Origin of the sequence: Bacteroides reticulotermitis JCM 10512, assembly GCF_000517545.1 — a bacterium.
Lineage (GTDB): Bacteria > Bacteroidota > Bacteroidia > Bacteroidales > Bacteroidaceae > Bacteroides > Bacteroides reticulotermitis.
This window is the reverse complement of the sequence record NZ_BAIV01000035.1, coordinates 1-23095: the sequence shown is the minus strand read 5'-3', so window position 1 is coordinate 23095 and position 23095 is coordinate 1. Positions and strand designations below refer to the sequence as shown.

Sequence of the window (23095 nt, the reverse complement as noted above, 5' to 3'; positions counted from 1 at the left end):
AGTTTTTATTCCACATCCGGTGCCTTGATTCGGATGGCATTCAGGATGGCGAGCAAGGCTACGCCTACATCAGCGAATACGGCTTCCCAAAGAGTTGCCACTCCGAATACGCCTAGTGTCAGCACAAGCAGCTTTATACCCAATGCCATAACAATATTCTGCCATACAATGTTCCGGGTCTGCCGGCCAATCCGAATGGCAGTGGCAATCTTCGAAGGCTGATCGGTTTGAATAACCACATCAGCCGTTTCAATAGCCGCGTCACTGCCTAGACCACCCATGGCGATACCGATATTACTCAGCGCTAGTACCGGAGCATCGTTGATACCATCGCCTACGAAGGCAATGTAGTTGGTTGGATTCTTTCTCAAAGCTTCCATTTTTTCTACTTTATCTTCGGGCATCAGGTCGCCGTATGCTTTGCTAATTCCCAGATGCTCCGCTAATTTACTAACAATCGCCTGTTTATCTCCGGATAACATCTGTATATTATTAATATTTAAGCCTTGCAAAGAAGTAATAGCAGTTCGGGCATCATCCTTCGGGCTATCGGCTAACAGGATATAACCGGCATAGGTTTGGTCGATAGCACATACCGCAATTGTGTCGACAACAGCCGATAGGGAAGCGGGGTAGGCTATTCCGTTAGCATCCAACAAACGAAGGTTACCGATTAAGACTTGGTGTCCGCTGATTTGAGATCGCAGTCCGTGTCCGGAGACTTCTTCGCTATGCTCTACCGCAAGGAGATCGACTCCCTGTTGACGGGCATATTGCAAGATTGCTCTGGCAATGGGATGCGTACTTTTCTGTTCGGCGGAAGCCATATAGGAAAGCAATTCTTTCTCCTTGCCGGTTGCTGCGCTGGCTAGTTGCTGTACTTCAAAAACGCCTTTGGTAAGGGTACCTGTTTTGTCGAACACGACCGTGTTCACCTTGGTGATTCCATCCAAGTAGTTGCCCCCTTTAAATAAAATACCGGCTCTTGAAGCAGCTCCGATACCGCCAAAGTAGCCTAAAGGAATGCTGACTACCAAAGCGCATGGGCATGAGATGACCAGAAATACCAGCCCTCTGTAAAGCCAATCACTGAAGTCATATTGGAAAGGTACGGCGGTTGGCAGCAAGAGTGGTTGTACAACCGAATAAATGTAGGGTAGCAGGACTACCAAGGCCGCCAACAACGTGACGGCTGGCGTATAGACACGTGCAAAACGACGAATGAACAATTCGGTCGGTGCCTTGCGTTCGCTCGCTTCCTGAACCATTTTAAGAATGCGTGATAAAGCACTCTCGTCATAGCGTTTGTTTACTCGTATACGTACCGTTTGTTCCGTAGCAATCATCCCCGCCAACACCTCGTCTCCTTGGCGAATGGTGCGCGGACGACTTTCACCGGTTAGCGCAGCGGTGTTGAAAGAAGCATATTCGTTCAGCATCTGTCCGTCCAATGAGACCCGTTCGCCTGCTTTGACTTCAATTACTTCTCCGATACCGACTGTGGAAGGAATTACGTCTACCGGATGTCCGTTGCGGATAACCGTTGAAGACTCCGGTCGAATGTCCAGTAGAGCTTTGATGTTACGTTGAGCTTTGCCGACCGCACGATCCTGAAAGAGTTCACCAATGGTGTAGAAAAGCATAACTGCTACACCTTCGGGATATTCGCCGATACAGAAAGCACCGATTGTGGCGATGCACATCAGCGTAAACTCATTGAAAAACTCTTTCTGTTTCAACCCCTCGAAAGCTTCTTTGAGCACAGGCAAGCCCACCGGAAGATAGGCTATGATATACCACGCTAGTGCCAAGGCATTGTTTTCGAATAGCCCGGCATGCTTGAGAAACATTCCGACTATGATCATGGTAAAGCTTACCAAAGCCGGAAGATAAATTTTGTAAGAATCGGTTTTGCTCTTGGAGCAGGTCGATTCCGTATTTTGATTACAACAGTTACATCCCATATCGTTTCTTATTTAATGCTGCAAATGTACACAATTCCGGATGCAACTAGGTTGCAAACTGCCTAAGCATTGGCGTAACTGTGCATTCCGCCTAAAATATAATTGACTCCGAAGTAGGTCATCAGGACCGTAAGAAAGGCTATAATCATATAGATGTGAAAGAATAACGGATTCCGGAAGATACGTAGGTTTTGCGAATGGAAAGCTACTCCATAGACAAGGAAAGTAATCAGTGCCCAAACCTCTTTTGGGTCCCAAGCCCAATAACGCCCCCACGAAACATTCGCCCAAACCGCACCCAGAAAGATACCTGCGCCCAGAAAGAAGGTTGCCGGATAAAGCAGCAAGCGGCTGAGTATGGTCAACTGTTCCACCCGTTCGTCTGCGATCTCATCGTCGTCGGCTGTTTGATTCTGCGTCCCTTTCTTGCGAAGACACAAAGCCAGTATGCCATTCAGCATCATGAAGGCCAAGAGTGCATAAGACATCATAATCAGCGAAACATGGATGCTCAACCAGGGAGAAACAAGAACCGGCATTAAGGGAGTGATCTGCGGATTCATCTGTCCCAGATAAGAAACCAGTAGCGCGAAACCCGAAAGAAGGAATCCAAACGGAACCGTAAATGGGAACCGACGGTGTAGCAAGCAGGCGAGCAAAAGAATGCAAAGTGCCATGAACTGCATCGTTTCATACCCGTTACTTAGCGGAACGCGTCCACCAATGTACCACCGAAGGCAATAACCCGCCAGGTGGAATAGGAAGACTGCATAAAGCGTAATTGAGCAGGCAGTCTTGGCTACTCGCGAAATTCGTTGTGCTTTCGGTGAAGGCGAAGTCCTTCGCAAACTATTGTGTAACAAAAGTAAGAAAGCCAATAAGCCCACGGTGAGATTCACCATGAAAAGAATTTTGCTGAAGGGAATATGATTGTAGAGCAATTCAGCTTTGACGTGCGTTGCGGATAAGGGCTTCACACTGCCGTCAGTCGGCAGGGGATGGATAAATGTTCCTTTCTCCAACATCAGTATCAGTCCCACTTTCTCATCGGTCTCCTGAATAGCTTTTGCCAGTTTACTCTGTCCTTGTTCCCGTTGCCAGTGTGCTTGCAGGCGGTAAACGGGTCCGTCAAATAGATCGGTCAGGGAGGCGTAAGAGGTTTTCAAACCCAGTAGATGGCGTAGCTCTGCGTTCTTGATATATATCAGGGGTTCCTTGCGCCATACTTCGGGATAGAGCAACCAACCTCCGATAACCTGTTCGGCAGTCAGCCCTTGGTAGGATGCTTTGCCCGATAGTTTCTGAACAAAATCCCGCGCTAGTGTATTGAAAGGCACGACTCGATCCTGGTAGATCACCTGTTCTTGTGCTAGACTATCCGCTTGTACCCGATTGAGTGCCGGAAGTGATCTCTTTTGTGCCTGCATGGTTCCTGCCAAGCAGCCAAGTAGTAGCACAAATACTCCTCCTTTTTTGAGTAGAGGATGGCTCAATAGTCGCCGGAACTCTCCGCTACGAGCGAACAGGGTCCAAAGCATAGAGATGCCCAGCAGGATATATCCCGCGTAAGTTACCCCCGTACCCCACGGATCGTAGTTTACCGTCAACCAGCTTCCTTGTCCGTCATCATCGAAAGACGACTGATAGAAGCGAAAGCCATGGAGCGTAAAGATGCGATTCATCGATACCTGTTCGTGTAAGATAGTAGGCTGCCCTTGCCCGGTAAAAGAGTCGGGTAGTGAATAACTGATATAGCTGATGTAATCGGCCGGTGCTTCCGTACCCGGATAATAGGCTATCCGGAAACTATCCAACTGTATGGTAAATGGCAATTGGATGCTTTTACCATTATCCGGATTGTGGAAATTACCGACTGCGACACCCGGTCGTAAATGCATCTGTCCCTTCTCGCTACCGATAAATGTGATCATGGCTCCTACCAAGATAACAAGGAAGGAGCCATGTAATAATACAATGGGAAGCCGCCGCCATACACCGCGTTGGATGAGAGCAACGACTGTTATTGCGGCAATTGCTCCCCACAAACCACAAAACCAATAGGTATGATAGATATGCTTTTCTACAAAATCCGTCCCATACGCTTGCTCTACGAAGGTAGTTGCAGCAAGTAGTCCCACCAGACAGATATATAAAACAATAAGCAGCTTTTTCAAGAGTTTAATCTTTTTTCGATGTTAAAAGGGAGCGTATTCCTTGTTCTGGCAAGCTTTCACGCCCATACATTCCATCTCGATCAACCATCCCGGGCGACATACGGGCGCATGAACAAACACCTTTGGTGTATGAGGGAAACGTTCATCGTGCATCTTTCTAACGATTGCGTAATCCGCAATGTCTCGCAGATATACGATCATATGCCCCAGATCTTCAAAGGTGCAGTCCGCTTCTTTGAGTAAGGTTTCAACATTTTCCCACATGCGTTCGGTCTGTTGGCGAATATCACCGGGATACATCACTTCGCCTTTGTTATTGATGCTTGCTGTGCCGGAGATAAATACCTGTCGACGGTCGCCATAATCCACATACGTTCCCCGTTCGAAGCTGACTCCATATTCGTAAGTCGGGTTCAAATGAGTAGGTGCGTACAGGAAGTGAATCTGTTCGGGAGCTACACCGAGCACGGCATAGGTATCCATTTGTACCAGTACTTTCGGATCGGCATGACGTCCTCCGATACCGGTGCTGGAAATGTAGTGCGTCTTCTCGGTTAGGTTCTGGGTGATGAAGACTTCATTGCGCGCCTTTACTACACCGGCGTAATTGACATCTACATTTTGTACGAAGAACCAGGTGCGAATACAGTTATCCGCCAGTTTGCAATTTTGTTCCATGAGTTGCATCACGTAATCGTTGAGCAGCAAACGGGTTTGGTATTCTGAGTTGGCAGCGCGGTTGAAGGCGCTTCCTCCCCAAAGATGGCGGTAAGCACTGTGTTTTACCTCAAAAAGTCCGTTGTGTAATACTTGTGTCTGTACATCTGTTTGCAGGTAGACCCATAAGGCAACTTTGGTGCCGTCCAATGGCGGTTGTTCCACAATGGAAAGTGCGCAATCGGAGCTTTCGGTTGTCATAGCCAGCAGGGTAACTGCCTGATTGGCGGCGTCGCTCAGAAAGTAACGCTTAAATACGGCAACCGCACCTTTCAATTCTCCTACAAGTAAATTATCGTAAACATTCAGTATGGCATTCAGTTGTTCTTCATACGTCTCCTCAGGGTTGGTAGCATGAATCATAACGTGATACTCCGAAGTTCCTCCTTCTGCATTATATTTAAAAATCTCAGTTAAAGTCTTTTCTGACTGAATATTCTGTTGTTTCTTGTTGTTCATATGCAATATTTCAAATACTAATTGTGTTATACGCTGACCTAAGTCAGTTCGGTCCTACGCACTTCTTATTCTTGTGCGCCGTTGTCAATCCAACTGTCAATAAGTGTCAGCATCGTGGACGAAGTAATCATCTGTGAATGGTCAATTCCCCAATTCGAGCTGATATTTGTGTTCAGTATCTGGTGGAGGACGCTTTCTTTCGAATTGTTGGGCGTCACTCGTGACAGGCCGCTAACAAATACCGAAGGCTTGTTGACCAAGTAGCTGTAACTCCTTCCCGATAATAAAACCAGTCCGGCTGCCGGTTTCTCACTTCCTCCATGGCAAGCTGTACAGGTCTTATCGAAGACCCGTTGCTGGATTGTGTGATACATACCGACATCAATTGCGCCTACTTCCATAAGCGTTGTGTCGGCCGTTGCCGTGAAATCGTCGATTGTCTGGAAACTGACTACTCGTTTTCTCAAGCGATTGATGACGCATAGTTCTATCTCTGTCACTTCTTCACTGATACCGGACAGAAGTACTTGTACCTCATCACCATCGGTATCCGGAGTAGGAATAACTTTGGATACAACGGCATAATCGCTCTCAGCATTGAAGCCTGCGATCACTACACTGTAGCCTTCAGACCATTTACCGATGCCGCTGAACTTACCGGATAGTTTGAGTACCGTCCTTCTCTTGGCACGATACTTGTATTTTCATAAATCCGGCCGTCGTCACAAGAACTCAATCCCGCGATGAGCAGTCCCAAAGCAAAGACAAGCATGTATTTCTTCATAAACAGATCCTTTCTTGCATGTATTAGAATGTATATTGAAGCAAAATACTGGCTGAATGTACAGCTATACCTAAATCATCATTATCTCTGTCGAGTTGCGTGTCATGTCCGGTACGTCCAATGTACTGATACATAGCCTGCAACTTCAAATTGCAATCCTTGAAGAAATAATTCACGCCGACAGCAGGCATGTTCAGATAACCGTTTGCATCCATTCCGTTTCGGTCGTAGAACTCGTAACGCAACGCTGCTTGCAGGCGTGGGGCTACAAAATAACCTCCTTGTACGTATCCGCCCAGGTAATTATACGACTCGGGAGTTTTCTGGCGTTTGGTAAAGCCTACGTTCATATAATACACCTCAGCACCTAGATAGAGCTTGTTCTTCAGCATTGCGAATTCAAGTCCGGCACGGTAATCATTGGTACTTTCGCTTTCACTTTCTACATTGATAGAGGTAGAAACACCAAACATTATTTTATCTTCATGCAATCGGTTGGGGTTTCCCTGTGTGGCGGGCATCACCCCTTTAGGCATATAGGTAAAACGTCCGGCGTAAAGTAGCGAAGGGATATGCCAGTCGTCGCTAAAGGTTTTGGTTGCCGTGTTTACCGAGGCACCTGTTCCGTTGAATAAACCGACCTCATAACCGAACTTATCGGCTAGCAGACCGTGAATCTCTACACCTAAATCAAATCCGGTACCGATGTTGGGTGTTACCGCATTCAAAGAGTAGGGGAGGATAACGGGCGCAGTGAGTGATACCGGTAAGTTGGGCAACAGGGTTTCTCCCAATGTTGTCAGGTAAGCGTGCGAGAACGGAGTCTTGAACTTACCTACACGAATGGCGAATTGTTTCTTTAGCTGCACGTCAAACCAGGCTTGTTGAAGCAAGGCTCCGCCACTGGCTGCGGCATTCATCGAAAGATTGAAAGCGACTTTTCCAAAAGCTTTTCCGGTGAAGCCGAGTACAGCGTATGGAATTGAGAAGCCGGAGTTGGCAACATTGTCCTGATTGTAGGCTTTGTCCAATCCCTCGTCATCGTACCAGTTGAAGTTTCCACTAGTCTGCACAAGCAAATAGGGCTTGAATACAAAATCTCCTTTTTTAGTCTCAATGGTGAATCCTTCTCTTCCGGCCAACGATACTACTCCGTTTTCCGTATCTTCTTCATGTTGTGCCATCGCGGCCAAAGGGATTATGGCGGATAGGATGGCGATGAATATAACTTTTTTCATAATACTTGTTTATACTGCTTTTTATTAGAGTGAATTAATGAATGCAATCAGTGCGTCGCGGTCTTCCTTATTCATTTTCTTGAATAGGTTCTTCGACGCTTCGCCTTCGCCGCCGTGCCACATGATGGCTTCGACCAGGTTACGGGCACGTCCGTCATGCAGGAAGTACGTGTGTCCATTTACTTTTTCTTGCAGACCGATTCCCCAAAGAGGAGTGGTGCGCCATTCGTTTCCACGGGCCAGACCGCTCACGTAGTTGTCGTTCAGTCCGACTCCCATGGTTTCAGAGCCCATGTCGTGTATCAGGTAGTCCGAATACGGATGAATTGTCTGTCGGCCAAGCCACGGAAGCTGCGTATTGTTCAGCAATGTCGTACCGCGGGGTTTGGTGTGAAGGGTAGTCACATGGCAAAGGTGGCACTTCGCTTTATAGAAGTTTTGTTCTCCTTTAACGACTTGCGGATCTTTCACATTACGTCGTGCAGGTACACTGAGAGACTGTAGATAGAGATCTACATTTTCCATATCTTCGGTGTTAATGTCGAGTTGATCGTAAGAAAGCCCCATCATGCTACCTTGGTCCATTTGTATTTGTCCTTCGCAGATCTCTTCGGGATAACGGCTGTTGGTGGCACCCATATCGCTCGAGAAGCCTAACTCTACCGTGAGGTCGGCATGTTGAGCTTTGTTGCCGGATAGTCCCAGACTTCGCACGCCCCGTTCCATAATGTAGTTGCAACGCCCGCTGATTCCGTATTCGGGATAATTGCTTTTCGCGGCAAGCGCTTCGATCTCGATAGGATCTAATGCCATCATTTGTCCCATGCCTACGTGGCGCAAGGGGATGCGGACGGTACAAAACAAATCTTCGGGTTTGATCTCTTCGGCATACCATTCGGATATGGTATAAACAGGTTTGCAGAGTTCATACTTCTCGCCGTCCGGAAAGGAGAAGGCTTCTTTGATATACTCCACTGCTAGTTTTCCTTCCGGCTTTACGCCATAGATTGCCTGATCATGAAGTACGCGCCCATAGTTTTGAAAGAATGCTCCGTTCTTGCGACTGATGTAAACCAACATGGACGAGAATCCGTAACTGCCCGAACCACCTTCACTCCATAAAGATGGCTTCGTACGTCCGGCGTTTCGGTGACAACTTCCACAGGAATAGCCGGCGTAGACGGGTCCGAGTCCACCGCCATGCTCATTGCCGCTTGTGCGTACATCATCGTAGAGCCTGTCTCCCTGGTTGAAACGACTTTCGTAACTTCCCGATACCCAATCCGCCGGCGTATCGTAGGCCAGTGATGAGTTCAGAAAGTTGGTCGATGTACCGGCTGATAGAGCGTATCCGTCCGGAATCTCTATATCCAATACATCAATTCCGTCATTATCGCAAGCACTGCATGCCAACAGAGAAAGGAGAGAGAATGAATATTTTAGTATGCAATTCATCTTAAATTGACTTTATTATCGTATAATATGCTCAAACATGCCAAAGAAGCAAAAGGAGATTTTGCCAATCTCGCTTTTACTTCTCAATGCTATTTGATGGAATAACCGCTTATTTTACTGTACGTGCCTGGCCATTTTTGAATAGCAGGAATTCTAGTGTGTGGAAACCACGAACATTCTGTGCAGCAGCGATACCGTCATTGTCTTCATCATAGTCACCGCTCCAGTTCAGTTGTTCCCAGTCGCCCGAATTCAAAAGCTGAACAATTGCGTTCTGGTCCAAAGGCCAGCTATCCATGTTGGGGTCAAGACCTAAGTTGGCAACCGGGCCGAACAAAAAGGCTTCACTTGTTTCCCAAGGTTGACGGGCTTCTAACCAAGCTTCACATGCTGTTTCGAAAGTGGTGTTGGATGGAGCACTGGCAAGTGCTACTACTGTGTCATAAAGATGATCGACTTTACTTTTCAGTGAAGCGTAGGTTGGCAATACAACTACCTCAACATAGGTTTTTACGACCGGTTCCAATACAGCGTTTGTATTAATGGCTGCTGTGCTTTCGATATGAGATTTCAACTCATTCAATACAATTTCCAATTCCGAGCATGCTGCCATGGCGGCTTCTGCTTCCGAACTGTTGATGTTATTACGGAAAGGCTGTGGAATAGCCAGATTGCAGTTGCTGCTTTGGTTATGGCTAGTTTGACTTTAGTGTCCAATGCAGAATTGCTACCTTCGATAACTTTTGCAATGGAGTTGGCTGCAACATTGCCGTTCAACGAACCATAATAGGCATTCCGAATTGAGTAGATGTTATTTCTATAGTCTTCACGGGAGTGCCAGCTATACCAGGATTCTACCGCATAAACTGCTTCAATCGTTTTTCCGGCTTTATATTTGCTGATCGGATCTCCAATTTTCTGAGAACCTACTTCACCGGCAATATCGATGCAGCCTTCAACAATCTGCTGTACGCAGCTTTTGGCTGATGTAAATTCACCTTTATGATTGATAAAAGCATCACCGTAACCACCTGTTGTCCAGGCTGCTTGAAGATTGGTTGCATCCGTTTGCAGAAGACGGGCAACGTTTTTCATGTAATTGTGCCAGCTAGTTGCGTTATCTGAGTTGTAGTCGATATCAGCAGCAGATACTTCTTTGTTATCATCACTACTACAAGAAGTAGTTGTAAATGCTAGTCCCAACATGAGGGCTGCAACATAGAAAAAACTTTTTTTCATCGTATAATAATTAGTTGATAGATTGTTTCTTTATTTTTTAATGAACCATCCAACGTAGCTATACCAATGGCGAATTCATTTTCGCTATTGTACTTGCCGGTTCCAAATACTTTGCCTGTCCCTATTTGACGTGTCGAATAATCAGCCTTAACTACTAAGTTGGGCAGGGCGTACCAGTTAACTCCGGCAGTCCACATGCTTACTTGGCAACGCTTTTCCATTGTTTGGCCTTTCTCTCCTTTTTCCTGTGGATTGTAGTATTCATAGCGGGCGAATGGGTAGATGACCGGAATCTTGGCATCACTTTTGAAAAGAGCGCTAACATTGAAACCTGCTTCGGCGGCGTAACTTACCGCATTCTTGGCCACAGGGATTAAGCGGCTATAAGGAGATTTATTTGATTGTCCGATATTCACTTTGCTAACTTCGGTCGAGTTGCCCAAATTTCCATAGACAACATTACCACGGGCAATCACATACTTATTGCGGTATTGAGCATCCGCTGTGAAAATGCGTACCGGAACTTTGCTTGAATAACTGTCGAGTTTGTCCGAGTTGGAACCTGCATCCGCACAGTAATAGAAAGATGTACCTACGCGTAGCCCGGAACACCTTTATAGTCTAAGCGGGCTACATAAGCGGGAGACGTGAAATTATCTTCTTCAAATATACCTTGCTTGCCACTGCCGACCCAGGTGTTACGATCGAAGCCGTTCGGATTCAAACCGGCTACAATCATGGCTTGATAGTCGAAACTAGCGTAACCTTTTCCGAAAGAACCGAAGACTGATAATCCGTTTTCGTGCCAAGTGGAAGGCAAAATGGTTGTTTCGCCTTCGGGACGGGAGGTTCCAAAGAAGTTAATCGGTTCGTGGTGAGCGTTGGTGATTCCTACCGGAATGATGATGTGTCCGGCACGTACGTTGAACGAACGATGAATCAGACGTGTAATGTGGAATTGCTCAATGGCGACTTCACCTCCTTTTTCTACTTCGGTTTCATATTCACCATTTTCCGAGTTTTCCAGTTCGAAAGCTGTGCCTGTGCCTCCGGATTCGAACTCGATTTCAGCACCGAGTATCCATTTGGAATTGAACTTGTAATCGAAAGCTATCACGAAGCGAGGAATTGAAATTGTGTTTCTGTCCTTTTTAGGATTACCGTCACTTCCCCCATAGAAGCGGTTGATGCCATAATCTTTGAAGTTAGCGACCATCTCGCCGTACCCGCCAAAGCGGAATTTTGAATACTCCTCTGTGGAAAGCTTTTCATTCTTAGAATTATCTTTGGTTTCCTGTGCAGAAAGTGTGTGGAAAGAAGACAGGAAACAAAGACTAATAATTGCGGTTAATTTTTTCATCTTTTTTGTAATTTTATCAACCGCAAAGATAAGGGAGGTTAAAAAACAGGGCAATACCTAGAAATAGGCATAGTTATTTCTTAAAATCAGTATATATAGGTAGACGTACCTTTGTTGGATTAAGTGGGGAAATTTCGTTGTGGGTGCGAAGGAAGTTCATCATCGGAGGATGAGGCGGCATTGGACGGTAAATACAGTTTCTACAAAAAATAACTGCCGGATGTCAGCCGAAGCAAAATTGAACTACAACGATGTAGCTGGGCAGTTGCACCCATGTAGTCTAATTTTGTTTCAGGCTGTTCCGACAGTCTACATAACTATAAACAAGCAATAAGTGATAATTATTTTTAGTTAGTTGCAGGTAGGCGTTGTGCCGATACTAAACTGCAATTTGAATACTTTCTTTCTTGTTACAGTACCGTTTGCATTGCTGGCAGAGATCATACCCTAACATGGCTCCCAATATGAAGTCTTCTTCAGCCGTTAGCTGGTTTAGCGGGCGTATGATGATATGCCGCATGGCTTCCATACATTCGGATTTCCCAAAGAAGAGGTTGATTTTGTTTGTACCGACTTCTTGTATCATATAACTGATCTTTTGGCTTTTCAGTCGACGAACGGCAAAACTTTCATACTCTTTATTCATGGTGTAAAGCACCATGTTGCGCACTCCTTTTTTAAACTCATAAATATGATTAAGGAAAATGCGTATTTCACTGGGAAGGATTCTTTCGGTAGCCATAATACATGCAACTCTCTAATTAAGGTAAAGATTAGCTAATCTCTTGTTTCAATTGTTCAACCCATGTGCTAATGCGGTCGTCTGTTTTGTTATCTTCATTAAGTTCATCGATGGGAAGGCCGATAAATTTGCCATCTACTACCGCGATTGATGAATCGAAAGAGTAGTTGCCTGTATCTGTAGCACCACAGAACTTGCAGCGGGTATCTTTCAGATCTTCATATAAAATACCGATGGCGTCACAAAATGTATCGCTGTAAGAATCGGAATCGCCGCAGCCAAATAGAGCTACAAACTTATGAGACAGATCACATTTCTTCAATACTTTCACACCGTCGTACCAGTCGTCCTGCAATTCTCCGGAACCCCAGGTTGAACTACCCAATACCAGTACATCGTATTCACCGACCATAGCTTCGGTCAACTTGGCTGCATCAAAAATATGGGTGGAAGGAACATCTAGTTTCGCTGCGATGCGACGTGCTACGTCTTCGGTTGTTCCGGTTGTGGAACCGTAAAAAACTCCAATTTTATTCATCTTTGATTCGTTTTAATATTAATGCTGCAAAGATAAACGGTCTGCTTGGAATAGAAAATCCCCATTTATAATGGAATAATGTCTTGATTCTCATTATAAATGGGGATGCGGTAGCCTTTGAGACTAACTCGTGCAAATCTCCGCTTTGACTTTGGCTACCTTTTTTCTTTAATGGTGGAATAGCCGGATGCCTGTAAAGGCCATCGCCATCTTATATTTGTCGCATGTTTCTATAACATGGTCGTCGCGTACGGAACCTCCGGGTTGTGCGATGTAGGTGACGCCGCTTTTATGTGCCCGCTCGATGTTATCGCCGAATGGGAAGAAGGCGTCGGAACCTAATGAGACTCCGGTCAATGTATTTAGCCATGCACGCTTTTCTTCGCGCGTCAAGACTTCGGGCTGCTCGGTGAAGAATTGTTGCCAGGCACCATCGGCCAAAACGTCTTCATGATCGTCGGATATATAAATGTCGATGGTGTTGTCACGATCGGCCCGACGAATCTTTTCCACCCAAGGTAGATTCATCACCTTAGGATGTTGACGTAAGTACCAAATATCGGCTTTACTGCCTGCCAGACGCGTGCAGTGAATACGTGATTGCTGTCCGGCACCAATCCCGATGGCCTGTCCGTCTTTGACGTAGCATACCGAATTGGATTGTGTATATTTTAAGGTAATCAGTGAGATAATCAGATCTCGTTTGGCTTCGGCCGGAATCTCTTTGTTGAGGGTAGGCATTTCAGCAAACAGGCTTTCGTCAATCTTCAATTCATTGCGTCCCTGCTCGAACGTAATGCCGAACACGTCTTTGGTTTCAATGGGAGCCGGACTGTATCCCGGATCTATCTTGACTACATTGTAAGTGCCTTTGCGCTTGTTTTTCAGAATTTCCAGCGCTTCCGGGGTATAGTCAGGAGCAATCACGCCATCGGATACCTCGCGGTTGATGATGCGGGCAGTCTCTTCGTCACACGTATCGGATAGAGCGATGAAGTCTCCATAGGAGGACATACGATCGGCGCCTCGTGCACGCGCGTATGCGGTAGCAAGTGGAGAGAGTTTTAAATCGTCTACAAAATAGATCTTTTTCAATGTGTCATTCAGTTCTACGCCAACTGCGGCTCCTGCGGGACTGACGTGTTTGAATGAGGCTGCTGCCGGAAGTCCGGTTGCTTCTCTGAGTTCTTTGACTAGTTGCCAGCTGTTCAGCGCGTCGAGCAGATTGATATAACCGGGGCGTCCATTGAGTACTTCAATAGGAAGTTCCCCTTCTTTCATGAAGATACGGGAGGGCTTTTGATTGGGATTGCATCCGTACTTCAATGCAAGTTCTTTTGCCATGTTTAAAAGTTTAATGGTGTAATTTTAATCGTATGATGGGCAAAAATACTAAAAATACCTATATCAAGTGATTGTATACACGCAAAATATTGCGTTTCTTTGTACCATAATATAAATAGAGATATAAATGGATAAATTGCAGAAGTATAAATCCACTGATAAAATGGCCGATCTTATCAGTGACAATTATTCTTTATTGCAAGTGATGAGCCGTTTTGGACTTTCACTTGGTTTTGGTGACAAAACAGTAAAGGAGGTTTGTGAAATCAATGGAGTCGACTGCAAGACATTTTTAGTCGTAGTCAACTTTATGGCAGAAGGCTTTTCGCGTTTCGATAGTCGTGATGACGGAATTTCGATCCCGGCATTGGTCGATTACTTGCGTCAGGCGCACATTTACTTTTTGGAATTCTGTCTTCCCGCTATTCGGCGTAAACTGATTGAGAGCATCGATTGCTCGCAAGATGAAGTTGCGTTTCTCATCCTGAAGTTTTTCGATGAATACATGAGTGAGGTGCGTAAGCATATGGATTATGAAGAAAGACTGTTTTCAAGTATGTAGATGCGCTGTTGCAGGACGAGGCGCCGAAAGGTTATCAGATTTCCACTTTCTCCAAGCACCATGATCAGGTGGGAGAGAAGTTGACCGAATTAAAGAATATCATTATCAAATACTGTCCTGCTGAGGCGAACACTAACCTGTTGAATGCTGCCTTGTTTGATATCTACGCTTGTGAGGAAGGGCTTGATGCTCACTGCAAGGTAGAGGACTATATCTTTGTTCCCGCTATTTTGAGACTGGAAAGGAGGATCAGAGAAAATGAAAAATAGCGATGTGATTCGTGTAGCCGTTGCTGAAACATCTGTGATTATTCGCAGTGGATTGACTTCGGCCTTAAAACGACTGCCGAATCTGAAAATACAGCCGATCGAGTTGCTTTCTGTTGAGGCGCTGAATGACTGTCTGAGTACGCAATATCCGGATATACTAATTGTTAATCCGGCGTTTGGCGATTACTTCGACGTTGCCCGCTTTCGGGAAGAAACAGTCGGCAAGCGCATACGTTTGATGGCTTTGGTTACTTCTTTTGTTGATGCGTCGCTCTTGAGTAAATATGATGAATCGATTTCGATACTTGATACGTTGGAGACGATAGCGGAAAAGATCAGTAAATTGCAAGACTTGGAGACGGCTGATGAGGAAAACGAAAATCAAGAGTCGTTGAGTCAGCGGGAAAGAGAAATTGTAATCTGTGTAGTGAAGGGGATGACCAATAAAGAAATAGCCGAAAAACTCTTTCTTTCCATTCATACGGTGATTACTCATCGGAGAAATATTAGTAAGAAACTTCAGATACACAGTGCGGCAGGTTTAACAATTTATGCCATTGTAAACAAGTTGGTGGCACTGAGTGACGTGCGGAATTTGTAATTGACAATAAAATTATGTTGTAAAATGCAAAACCGTTTGCGCACACGGAGGACAAATACTATATTTGCAGTGCAATTGGGAAATTGCTATATTAGTTTTAATAATAAGGTAAAAGAATAAAAAGATTTTTTAGGTATTAGAATTTAGTTTCAATAGAAACGTTTTTGATTTTAATAAGGTAGAAAGATTAATTAGGTAAGTTTTTAGGTAAAGAAGATTAGTTTTAGGAAAACAGAAAATTGTAGGAAAAGCCATTTGGGCTTTTCTGATTGGGAGGCGAGTGATTCGATAATGAGTTTGCTCGTTTTTTTTATATCCTTACCTCACGCCTTGGAGCTGCGGAACGTCTGAACAACCAAGTTGGCTCTGCATTAAAATCTGGTGGGCTCTGCATAAAACTTCATTAATCTATACTGGAAGAAGGACGTGTCTACGACGCTGCTTGAGAAGAGATCGACGTGAAGCCTAGGTTCCTAAGTAGATTGGTTTGCATCGCTAAGCTAATTAGCCGGTAAAATACGCTATTCAGGCGGGTTAATGCAAACGACTATCTGATCAAGTCACTTTTTGCTGTGATCAATTGATCGATAGTCTAATATATTGCGGGTACTTTTCTGAGACTGCTCTTTTCAATAGATAATGCCAATTTTAAAGGCTATACACTTTTCCCCTTGGCAGATAGTGGGTCATCCGTTAAAGCAAATGGAAATGATAAGCTGAAAGTTACTTCATTCACAAATTCCGCTCTGTTTGCTTAGGCTCACTTACGTTGTTTTCGTGATATGCTTTGTCAACCTGTAAAGATGACGATAAGAACAAGACGAGTCAATTAAAAACAGGCAGAAGCTAGTATAAAGTCAAAACATTGGGCTCTTTAACACAACTACCAGTCGCGAACATACAGTTCCACCGTTTAGTATATTGGCTTCATGTAGAGAACTAAACTGTTTCATAAGCATGAGAATTTTGTTTCACCCTTATGAAACATTTGTTTCATAGGGAAGAAACACCTGAGAAAAAGGTAGGACTGTGACAATGTCCAGGTTCTGTTTACACGTTTGCATTTATTCTTTCTGATTCACGCTACTACTTTATTGAAAGACTTCTGATTTACTTCACAGGCATTCCATATTCTTCCCAGCTGGGTTTACCTAAGAAATAGATGAAACTATGCGGATTTTGCATAATACTTTGTTTATCTCTGCACAAGAAGAAGGAGATGTCATCTATTCCTCCTTTAACTCAGATCAACGTGAAAATTGGAGGATGCATTGCATCGATGGATTACGTAACCGACGAAATGAACTCTTAAAGCGGTTGAATAAATATAATCAAAAAGAAGATGCAAAATAAGTGCTTGATATACTGATAAATAGGCGGAAAAGTGACAAACACATCAAAGTGTTATCTTTTTGTACAGAGTGCTTATATCAAGCTCTGCTGATGAAATTAGGAACGCAGAGTAGGTATCCGGATGTTGTATAGCTTGCTAAAAGAGTCGAAACTTTAGCGGATTTCAGGAAAAGTGAGTGTTCGTAAGTTCTATACTTTTGTAAATTGTCTCATTTGATTCCGTAAAAGGAAAAGCTGGATGGGGCATAAAACAAAATCCCGGCGAAATCACTTCGGCGGGATCCTATCTCATTTTACTTAAATGTGGCTACGTAATAAAATTATGACTAATTAATTCTAATTCTAATACTGCAAAGATAGCGGGTCTCGCCGAATGCTGCAATCCCCTTTATAAGGTATATTGCGTGAGTTATCTCACTATAAATGGTTATAAAGTACTTGTTAGTCAGCTTTTTTCCATTTTTTTTCAGCAAAATCATAGACTTTGACCACTTTAGCCGGACATCCCATGCAGATACTATACGGCGGAATAGAACGGGTGACAATACTTCCGGCAGCAACTACGCAGTGTTTGCCTAAAGTTACGCCAGGTAGGATCACCGCATGAGCACCAATCCATACGTCGTCTTCAATTATAATAGGACTCGTTGAGATTCCTTGCTCATCGATCTGCTTGGAGACATCTTGGTAATTATGGTTTAAGGCGGTTACAGTCACATTTTGCCCCAGGTTGACGTGGTTGCCGATGTTAACAGGCCCAATAATTGTATTTCCTAGTCCGATGCGTGAGTAGTCTCCAATAATCAAGTCGCCTACGGCATTATTCAAGCATGAGAAGTCTTCTACTACCGAATAGCGACCCAACGAGAAGCGTTTGAAAGGAGGTAGATCTTTCCGGACACTGCGATAAATAACAGAGCCCTTGCCTCGTTTCAGGTATACGAAGTCAAACAGGCGTATCCACCAGTTAGGGCGTGTTCGAACGGGATGCATAATGAAGCGATGGATGGCTCTTTTTAAGGCCGGATATTGCTCGATTTTCTGTTTGAATGAGTTATTTTCCATAAGAGCGATTTTTTATTTTTGTCCTCGATCAGGTAATCTGGTATAGCAAGGCTGTATGTGACCAACAGGAGGAAAAGCAAAATCCACCATTTTAATGACAATGGCCATTCGTATCCGGTCATAAACAGCATCCAGATGCCGGTAAAGATACAAAAAAAGAGTGGGGACGGCATCAATTGTTGTACAATTCGATTGAAAAAGCTCCAGTTGCCTTCCAATAAGCTGGGGAGAAGATCGGATACCGCTTTTCGTTTGCGTCTCTTATATAAATAGGTAGAAGGTAATTCTGAAGAAATTGTCACATTGGGTAAGTATTCAATATAAATGTGCTGGATGAGTAGCTTTCGTTCTAGGTTCGTTTTATTGCTTTTCAGGTTCTCCTGAATCCATTGCAGGTCGATAGCCATATTGGTACCGGTAAGAGTTGATGATAGCCCCAAGCGGCTGTTGCCTTTACAAAAGAGACTATTGTTTATCTCCGCTTGTAAAGCGGATAGGTATCGATGGATGCCTTTACGGTTTTGGGCAACGGTATGCAGTTGAACAGCTTGTATACCGGCGTCATAGACTTTATCTATTTCGGATAGAAGATTATCGGGTAAACTGTGGACTGTAGCGTCTAGGATTATGGCTACATCATAAATCATTTCATCCAATTCATCAATCGTTTTGACTAAGTTGTCATAGACAATGAATTGGTGTTGAGGATGTGTTGACGGCAAAACACTTTGGGGAGGAACGAGTATGGCATACCGATACTGTCTTTTTGACGGAGAGTAATCGACCGTTTGAGATGGGAGGCTACGACTAGGACAAAAAGGTAGATGAATGCACTTCCTATAAAGAAAAAAAGTAAGTCATCTGTTATGTAAACACAAGCATCAGTCATTTGATAGCAAGTTTTATACGTTTTCTTTTTGGATAAATGCGGTTATCGTTTTAAATATAATCTTTATATCCAACCAAAAAGAAAATGTTTTGGCATATTTAATATCCAGCTCTTTTCGTTCTTCGGCCGACATTTTTCCGGAGTCTCCTCTTTTCTCTACTTGCCAGAGTCCGGTTAATCCGGCAGGTCCCATGAATCGATCGATATGGTCGTCACCAGTTAGTAATTCGGCTTCATAGAGTGGGAGAGGACGGTTGCTACAATAGACATGTCTCCTTTCAATATATTGATAAGTTGAGGTAACTCGTCGATGCTATATTTACGTATAATGTGACCCACTTTCGTAATTCTCGGATCGTTCTCCAACTTGACAAAGGCATTGCTATGTTCTTTGTTTTTCTGCTGAATATAGGCGTCTTCTGAAATGACAAAATCGTCCGAAATCAAGAGGATTTCATCTTCTTCGGCAGCATCCGGGGCAATATCTTCGCCCCATATGTCTTCCTCCTCTTCCTCTTCCTTGTATTGATTAAGCGAATTGAAGTCTTTCAAATGTTTGTCGGCATCCGTATACATGGAACGGAATTTCAGGAAATCGAAAATCTGATAGTTGCTTCCTACGCGTTTGGATTTATAGATTATCTGTCCCTTGCTTTCCAACCGAATGGCAAGAGCTGTTAGTATCAATAGAGGTGATAAACAAGTTAAAGCGCATAGAGAAAAGAAAATGTCGAAGGCCCTTTTCCACAAAGGTAATTGGAAATGCTCCAAGTTTTGTGACTTGAGTTGTAGCGCCTTTATTTTTTGCTCTTTTCTACGTTGCAGGAAGTAGGAGAAATCCTGGAATACTTTTTCTTCTGAGGTTTCGTATTTTATGGTATTGTTAATTCCTGCCTTCAGGTATTTGAGCCCTTCTTCTTTTGACAGGCTTTCGTCAATCACCAATACCATATAAAGAAACGGATATTGCTTCCGCAGATATTCAATATTGGGTATGTCAATAGAAGGCTCTATCTGCTCGAAGAAAACAATCATGTCATACTTCTCGCGTATATTGTCTAGTATTGTGATGGCTTTGCTGCACGTGGGTACGGAATAGAATATACCCGCACAGAGATTCGAGAATAATTCGATAGTTCTATTATGCCTACCTATGTAAACAAAATATTGCATGAGGGGCAGTGTTAGGCTATAATTTTCTTTATACGGACTTTAAGTTCCAGTGGATTGAATGGCTTCAAGATATAATCGGCGGCTCCTTCTTCCAGCAACCGGATTCTTTCTGTTGTACTTTCTTCACTGGAAAGTATTACAATAGGAATTGATTTAAATAGTTCGTTGCTTTTCATGTATCTCAGGAATTCATCTCCTGTCATGAGAGGCATACGAATATCAGAAATAATAAGGTCCGGATAGTTACCTTCATTCAACCATTCTATCGCTTTTAAAGGATCTTCCAGATAAGTAAAATCGTATTCTTTGCCTAAATAAACGTCGACAATTTTTCCAATGGTGGCTTTGTCGTCTACTAATAATATTTTCTTTTTCATATTAAATAGAACCAATCTATCATTGTTATACTACTCAAATAGTTAAAATTGGGTAGATTCCTTACATTGTATACAAATGCAGGACAAATATATGTATTATTTTAGAATAAATGTCCAAGAAGGAAGGTAAAAATAGTGATATTTAGAGTTTTATCGATAAATTTGGTATCATGTTGGTTGAGTTTATGAATAAATACGGATCTCATACTCACGTATGAAATCCGCATCAGACAAGATTATGAAGCTAGTTCTTATTTGTTTGGAATACCTTTGCTTCATTAAAGTCATTCCACCAATTCTTATTTTCTGTACCACCGCTGTTTACCCAACTTTCAAATTTGGAATAAACGGATTTTATATTGTTGTATTCAAGCGTCCATTTAAAGTTTGTGGGAACGATAATACCCCAAGCCAGATTTTCTTTACTGATATAATACTTCTTACCGGATACTGAACTTCCGTCATTGTTTCCACCGAACAAGTCTGTATTAGCCAATTTGGTTGGCTGATAGCCTGCTATATGGATCTCTCTGCGTTTGCTGCTATTTCCTTCTACTATGATGAAAATATTTAGCTTGTTGATGTTGAATGCTTCTGCTGTGAGAGACGGGTTATCAAACTTCATTGTAAAGGTTATGTTTTTAGCAGTTGTATTGCTTGCATATCCGCTAAGTGTATTGATCGGTTCGTATTTGCTCGAGCCTAAAGCAGCATGTGCATTGTCGAACAGTGGAACAACAGCGTTGTCTTGACCGTTCTCAATATTTCTATTGCTTAGACTGAACGATTTAACGAGATTGTTATCGCCCAATACTACTGCTTGTGATATGGCACTTGCAGGAATTGCGTCAAACATAATTGCAGCAGCAATACTCTTAGTTGCTCCAACGGCATCCAGGTTAATACTGAAACTAAACTCTTTTACTTTATTGGCATTATCCAGTGTGTATTTACGGTTTTTGATAGTCATCACAACGTCATTCATATCGTAGTCACCATATAGTGGCCATTGGTCTTCAAACGTATATGTGTATTGGTGGTTGTCCTCTACGATGATTGGGAAAGTAGGATTGGTAGGATCAGTTCCTCCATTTCCTCCGTTCTTTGTACCGGTACATACTTCAATATAGACCTTAGATTCACCTGTTTTAGTGAGGTATGCACCATTGATTACATAGTAATTACTCCAATTTTGCAATACTACGTGATTATTAGACTCGACAGCGAGATTGCCATCATATGTGAAGCCTTGTCCAGTTACGGTAGATGCTTTGATTAGAGAAGCATTAGTGCCGCTCGCTTTGAAATAGGCACTCCAAGTTTCGAGTGTTAATTCATTGGCTGCTTCTATCATTGAGCCATTCTTCATTGCGACATTCGATCCTGCTAAATTTACATTATTGCCTTTCATATAACCTTTATCTAAAGTTATCGTACATCCTCTTGCACTGAAAGTTGTTTTCGCTTCCATACTGCAATTATTGTAAACAGTGGTATTGTTTAAGCTAATTTCATTGAGAGTCATCACATTGTTATTTGTGATAGTAGAGGATGAATTTCCCGTTAGCTTGTTGCCGGTTATTGTTCCATTGTTTTCTAATGTGAAGTTGGATGGTAGGGTTATGTCTCCTGTAATAGCAAAACTAGTATTATTGATAATTTGAGAATTGGAACTAGCAGTGAAACTTTTGCTTGTTAATATTCCGAGATTGTAGAGAGATGCTCCAGAAGAAAGTGTTATAGCATCACCAACTGTTAAGGTACCCCAACTTCTCAATCCTGCAGGAGAACCATTGCTAAAGGTGATGTTGTTCACAGAAACTGTTCCGTTATCCATGATAGTCATCATAGAAGCCCCATTGAATTGGATGTTGCGAGAGCTTGCCACTATCTTACCATTTCCCATTACAATAACTTCAATACCACTTTGGAAAGTGAAATCCTGCGGTACATCCCATTTGGCGTCGACGTAAAGTTTCACATTACTACTGTTTCCATAATAGGTTAATGTACCACTATATGTAGATGTAATTTTATAAGATGTGTTAGGTTGCAAATTACCAGTCGAACTTGTAATCTCGATGGCATTACTTGGGACGGAAGTGTAATTAGGCTTTTCAATCGTTGTAGCTCTAGTTGTGGCAAGAGCTGTACGTGTTTTTAAAGCACTACTCTGAGCTTCCGTATAGTATAGCTTACAAGTTATATTATTGCTATCTTCAGGTACGTTAAACGGATAGACTTCTACACGACCTTTAGGGTCTGTTTGTTTAACGAAGAATCCCAATTGACCCTGAGATATATTGATTGAAGCAATGAAATTTTGTCCTTTCTTCGCAGTCCCCTTAGCAAGTAAAGGAGCATTCGCATTGGAAAGCGGATTCTCATCGTATATCTCTATCGTATAAAAATAAGCCCCTAAATATTCATCGTTGACTTCCACTGTCACAGTCTTGGCTGTAGTCATTGCCCAGTCAAAACCTTCAGGAGCAGTAAAGCCTTCTCCCATTGGATTAGACGTTTGATAAGACGGATCATAGAGATCCTTCTCAGAATCTACGCAGCTAAAAAATGTGCTAACCATCGCTATCGCAACAATATGCATCCGTACAAGTCTTTTTGTTATCATATTCTCTGTTCTATTTGATTGTTTATTCTCAAATCCGTTACAAATTTAGTTGTATATTTTGGATTAAAGATGTATTATCTGTTTTTTTTTACTTATATAACAAAAAATACGCTGGTTTTGTTGCAGTTTTCATTTGATAAAAAGAAATAACCCTCTGATTTTG

Annotated in this window: 15 protein-coding genes and 4 pseudogenes; 2 read left to right on the top strand and 17 right to left on the bottom strand. The window is 43.1% G+C overall.

What is annotated here, in order from left to right; translation table 11 throughout:
- Nucleotides 1-5: 5 nt before the first annotated feature.
- The 12 genes and pseudogenes from JCM10512_RS17930 to JCM10512_RS17875 all read right to left on the bottom strand — a co-directional run bounded on the left by JCM10512_RS17930 (nucleotide 6) and on the right by JCM10512_RS17875 (nucleotide 14014).
- The gene (locus tag JCM10512_RS17930) at nucleotides 6-1964 is read right to left on the bottom strand and encodes a heavy metal translocating P-type ATPase (RefSeq protein WP_044165082.1); all 1959 of its coding nucleotides are present in this window, start codon (nucleotides 1962-1964) and stop codon (nucleotides 6-8) included.
- A gap of 62 nt (nucleotides 1965-2026) precedes the next feature.
- Nucleotides 2027-4138, bottom strand: a complete 2112-nt coding sequence (locus JCM10512_RS17925; RefSeq protein WP_044165081.1) for a cytochrome c biogenesis protein CcsA — start codon at nucleotides 4136-4138, stop codon at nucleotides 2027-2029.
- A 21-nt stretch (nucleotides 4139-4159) separates the two neighbouring features.
- The gene (locus JCM10512_RS17920; RefSeq protein ID WP_044165079.1) at nucleotides 4160-5314 is read right to left on the bottom strand and encodes a Rid family hydrolase; all 1155 of its coding nucleotides are present in this window, start codon (nucleotides 5312-5314) and stop codon (nucleotides 4160-4162) included.
- A 65-nt stretch (nucleotides 5315-5379) separates the two neighbouring features.
- Nucleotides 5380-5928, bottom strand: coding sequence for a hypothetical protein (locus JCM10512_RS17915; RefSeq protein ID WP_439644385.1), 549 nt, complete (start codon nucleotides 5926-5928; stop codon nucleotides 5380-5382).
- Nucleotides 5928-6098 carry a hypothetical protein gene (locus JCM10512_RS25155; protein WP_439644384.1) on the bottom strand — a complete coding sequence of 57 codons (171 nt, stop codon included), beginning with the start codon at nucleotides 6096-6098 and terminating at the stop codon, nucleotides 5928-5930. Before JCM10512_RS25155 ends, JCM10512_RS17915 begins: the two co-directional genes overlap by 1 nt.
- Before the next feature lie 23 nt (nucleotides 6099-6121).
- Nucleotides 6122-7336 carry a porin gene (locus JCM10512_RS17910; RefSeq protein WP_044165077.1) on the bottom strand — a complete coding sequence of 405 codons (1215 nt, stop codon included), beginning with the start codon at nucleotides 7334-7336 and terminating at the stop codon, nucleotides 6122-6124.
- Nucleotides 7337-7360: 24 nt separating this feature from the next.
- Nucleotides 7361-8791, bottom strand: coding sequence for a di-heme oxidoredictase family protein (locus JCM10512_RS17905; protein WP_044165076.1), 1431 nt, complete (start codon nucleotides 8789-8791; stop codon nucleotides 7361-7363).
- A gap of 109 nt (nucleotides 8792-8900) precedes the next feature.
- Nucleotides 8901-10030 (bottom strand): annotated as a pseudogene (locus tag JCM10512_RS21615) (imelysin family protein).
- A gap of 30 nt (nucleotides 10031-10060) precedes the next feature.
- Nucleotides 10061-11390, bottom strand: a pseudogene (locus tag JCM10512_RS17890) (hypothetical protein).
- Between the two features lie 379 nt (nucleotides 11391-11769).
- Nucleotides 11770-12132: a DUF2023 family protein gene (locus tag JCM10512_RS17885; RefSeq protein WP_044165073.1), complete on the bottom strand. Its 363-nt coding sequence runs from the start codon at nucleotides 12130-12132 to the stop codon at nucleotides 11770-11772.
- Between the two features lie 31 nt (nucleotides 12133-12163).
- A complete protein-coding gene (fldA, locus tag JCM10512_RS17880; protein ID WP_044165071.1) occupies nucleotides 12164-12670 on the bottom strand; it encodes a flavodoxin FldA in 507 nt (168 codons plus the stop codon).
- Nucleotides 12671-12838: 168 nt separating this feature from the next.
- Nucleotides 12839-14014: a phosphoribosylaminoimidazolecarboxamide formyltransferase gene (locus JCM10512_RS17875; protein ID WP_044165069.1), complete on the bottom strand. Its 1176-nt coding sequence runs from the start codon at nucleotides 14012-14014 to the stop codon at nucleotides 12839-12841.
- 127 nt (nucleotides 14015-14141) lie between these two features.
- On the opposite strand from JCM10512_RS17875, the pseudogene JCM10512_RS17870 reads away from it, so the two are divergent.
- Nucleotides 14142-14845: pseudogene (locus JCM10512_RS17870) on the top strand (hemerythrin domain-containing protein).
- Nucleotides 14835-15446, top strand: a complete 612-nt coding sequence (locus tag JCM10512_RS17865) for a helix-turn-helix transcriptional regulator (protein ID WP_044165067.1) — start codon at nucleotides 14835-14837, stop codon at nucleotides 15444-15446. Before JCM10512_RS17870 ends, JCM10512_RS17865 begins: the two are co-directional and overlap by 11 nt.
- A gap of 1794 nt (nucleotides 15447-17240) precedes the next feature.
- Here the strand turns inward: JCM10512_RS17865 and JCM10512_RS17855 are convergent.
- The 5 genes and pseudogenes from JCM10512_RS17855 to JCM10512_RS17835 all read right to left on the bottom strand — a co-directional run bounded on the left by JCM10512_RS17855 (nucleotide 17241) and on the right by JCM10512_RS17835 (nucleotide 22932).
- A complete protein-coding gene (locus JCM10512_RS17855; protein WP_044165065.1) occupies nucleotides 17241-17864 on the bottom strand; it encodes an acyltransferase in 624 nt (207 codons plus the stop codon).
- On the bottom strand, nucleotides 17816-18586 hold the full coding sequence (locus JCM10512_RS17850) for a glycosyltransferase family 2 protein (protein ID WP_369346499.1): 771 nt from the start codon (nucleotides 18584-18586) through the stop codon (nucleotides 17816-17818). Before JCM10512_RS17850 ends, JCM10512_RS17855 begins: the two co-directional genes overlap by 49 nt.
- 180 nt (nucleotides 18587-18766) lie before the next feature.
- A pseudogene (locus tag JCM10512_RS17845) lies at nucleotides 18767-19926 on the bottom strand (sugar transferase).
- A gap of 11 nt (nucleotides 19927-19937) precedes the next feature.
- A complete protein-coding gene (locus JCM10512_RS17840) occupies nucleotides 19938-20303 on the bottom strand; it encodes a response regulator (protein ID WP_044165064.1) in 366 nt (121 codons plus the stop codon).
- A 244-nt stretch (nucleotides 20304-20547) separates the two neighbouring features.
- Nucleotides 20548-22932, bottom strand: a complete 2385-nt coding sequence (locus tag JCM10512_RS17835; protein WP_044165063.1) for an LruC domain-containing protein — start codon at nucleotides 22930-22932, stop codon at nucleotides 20548-20550.
- Nucleotides 22933-23095: the final 163 nt, after the last annotated feature.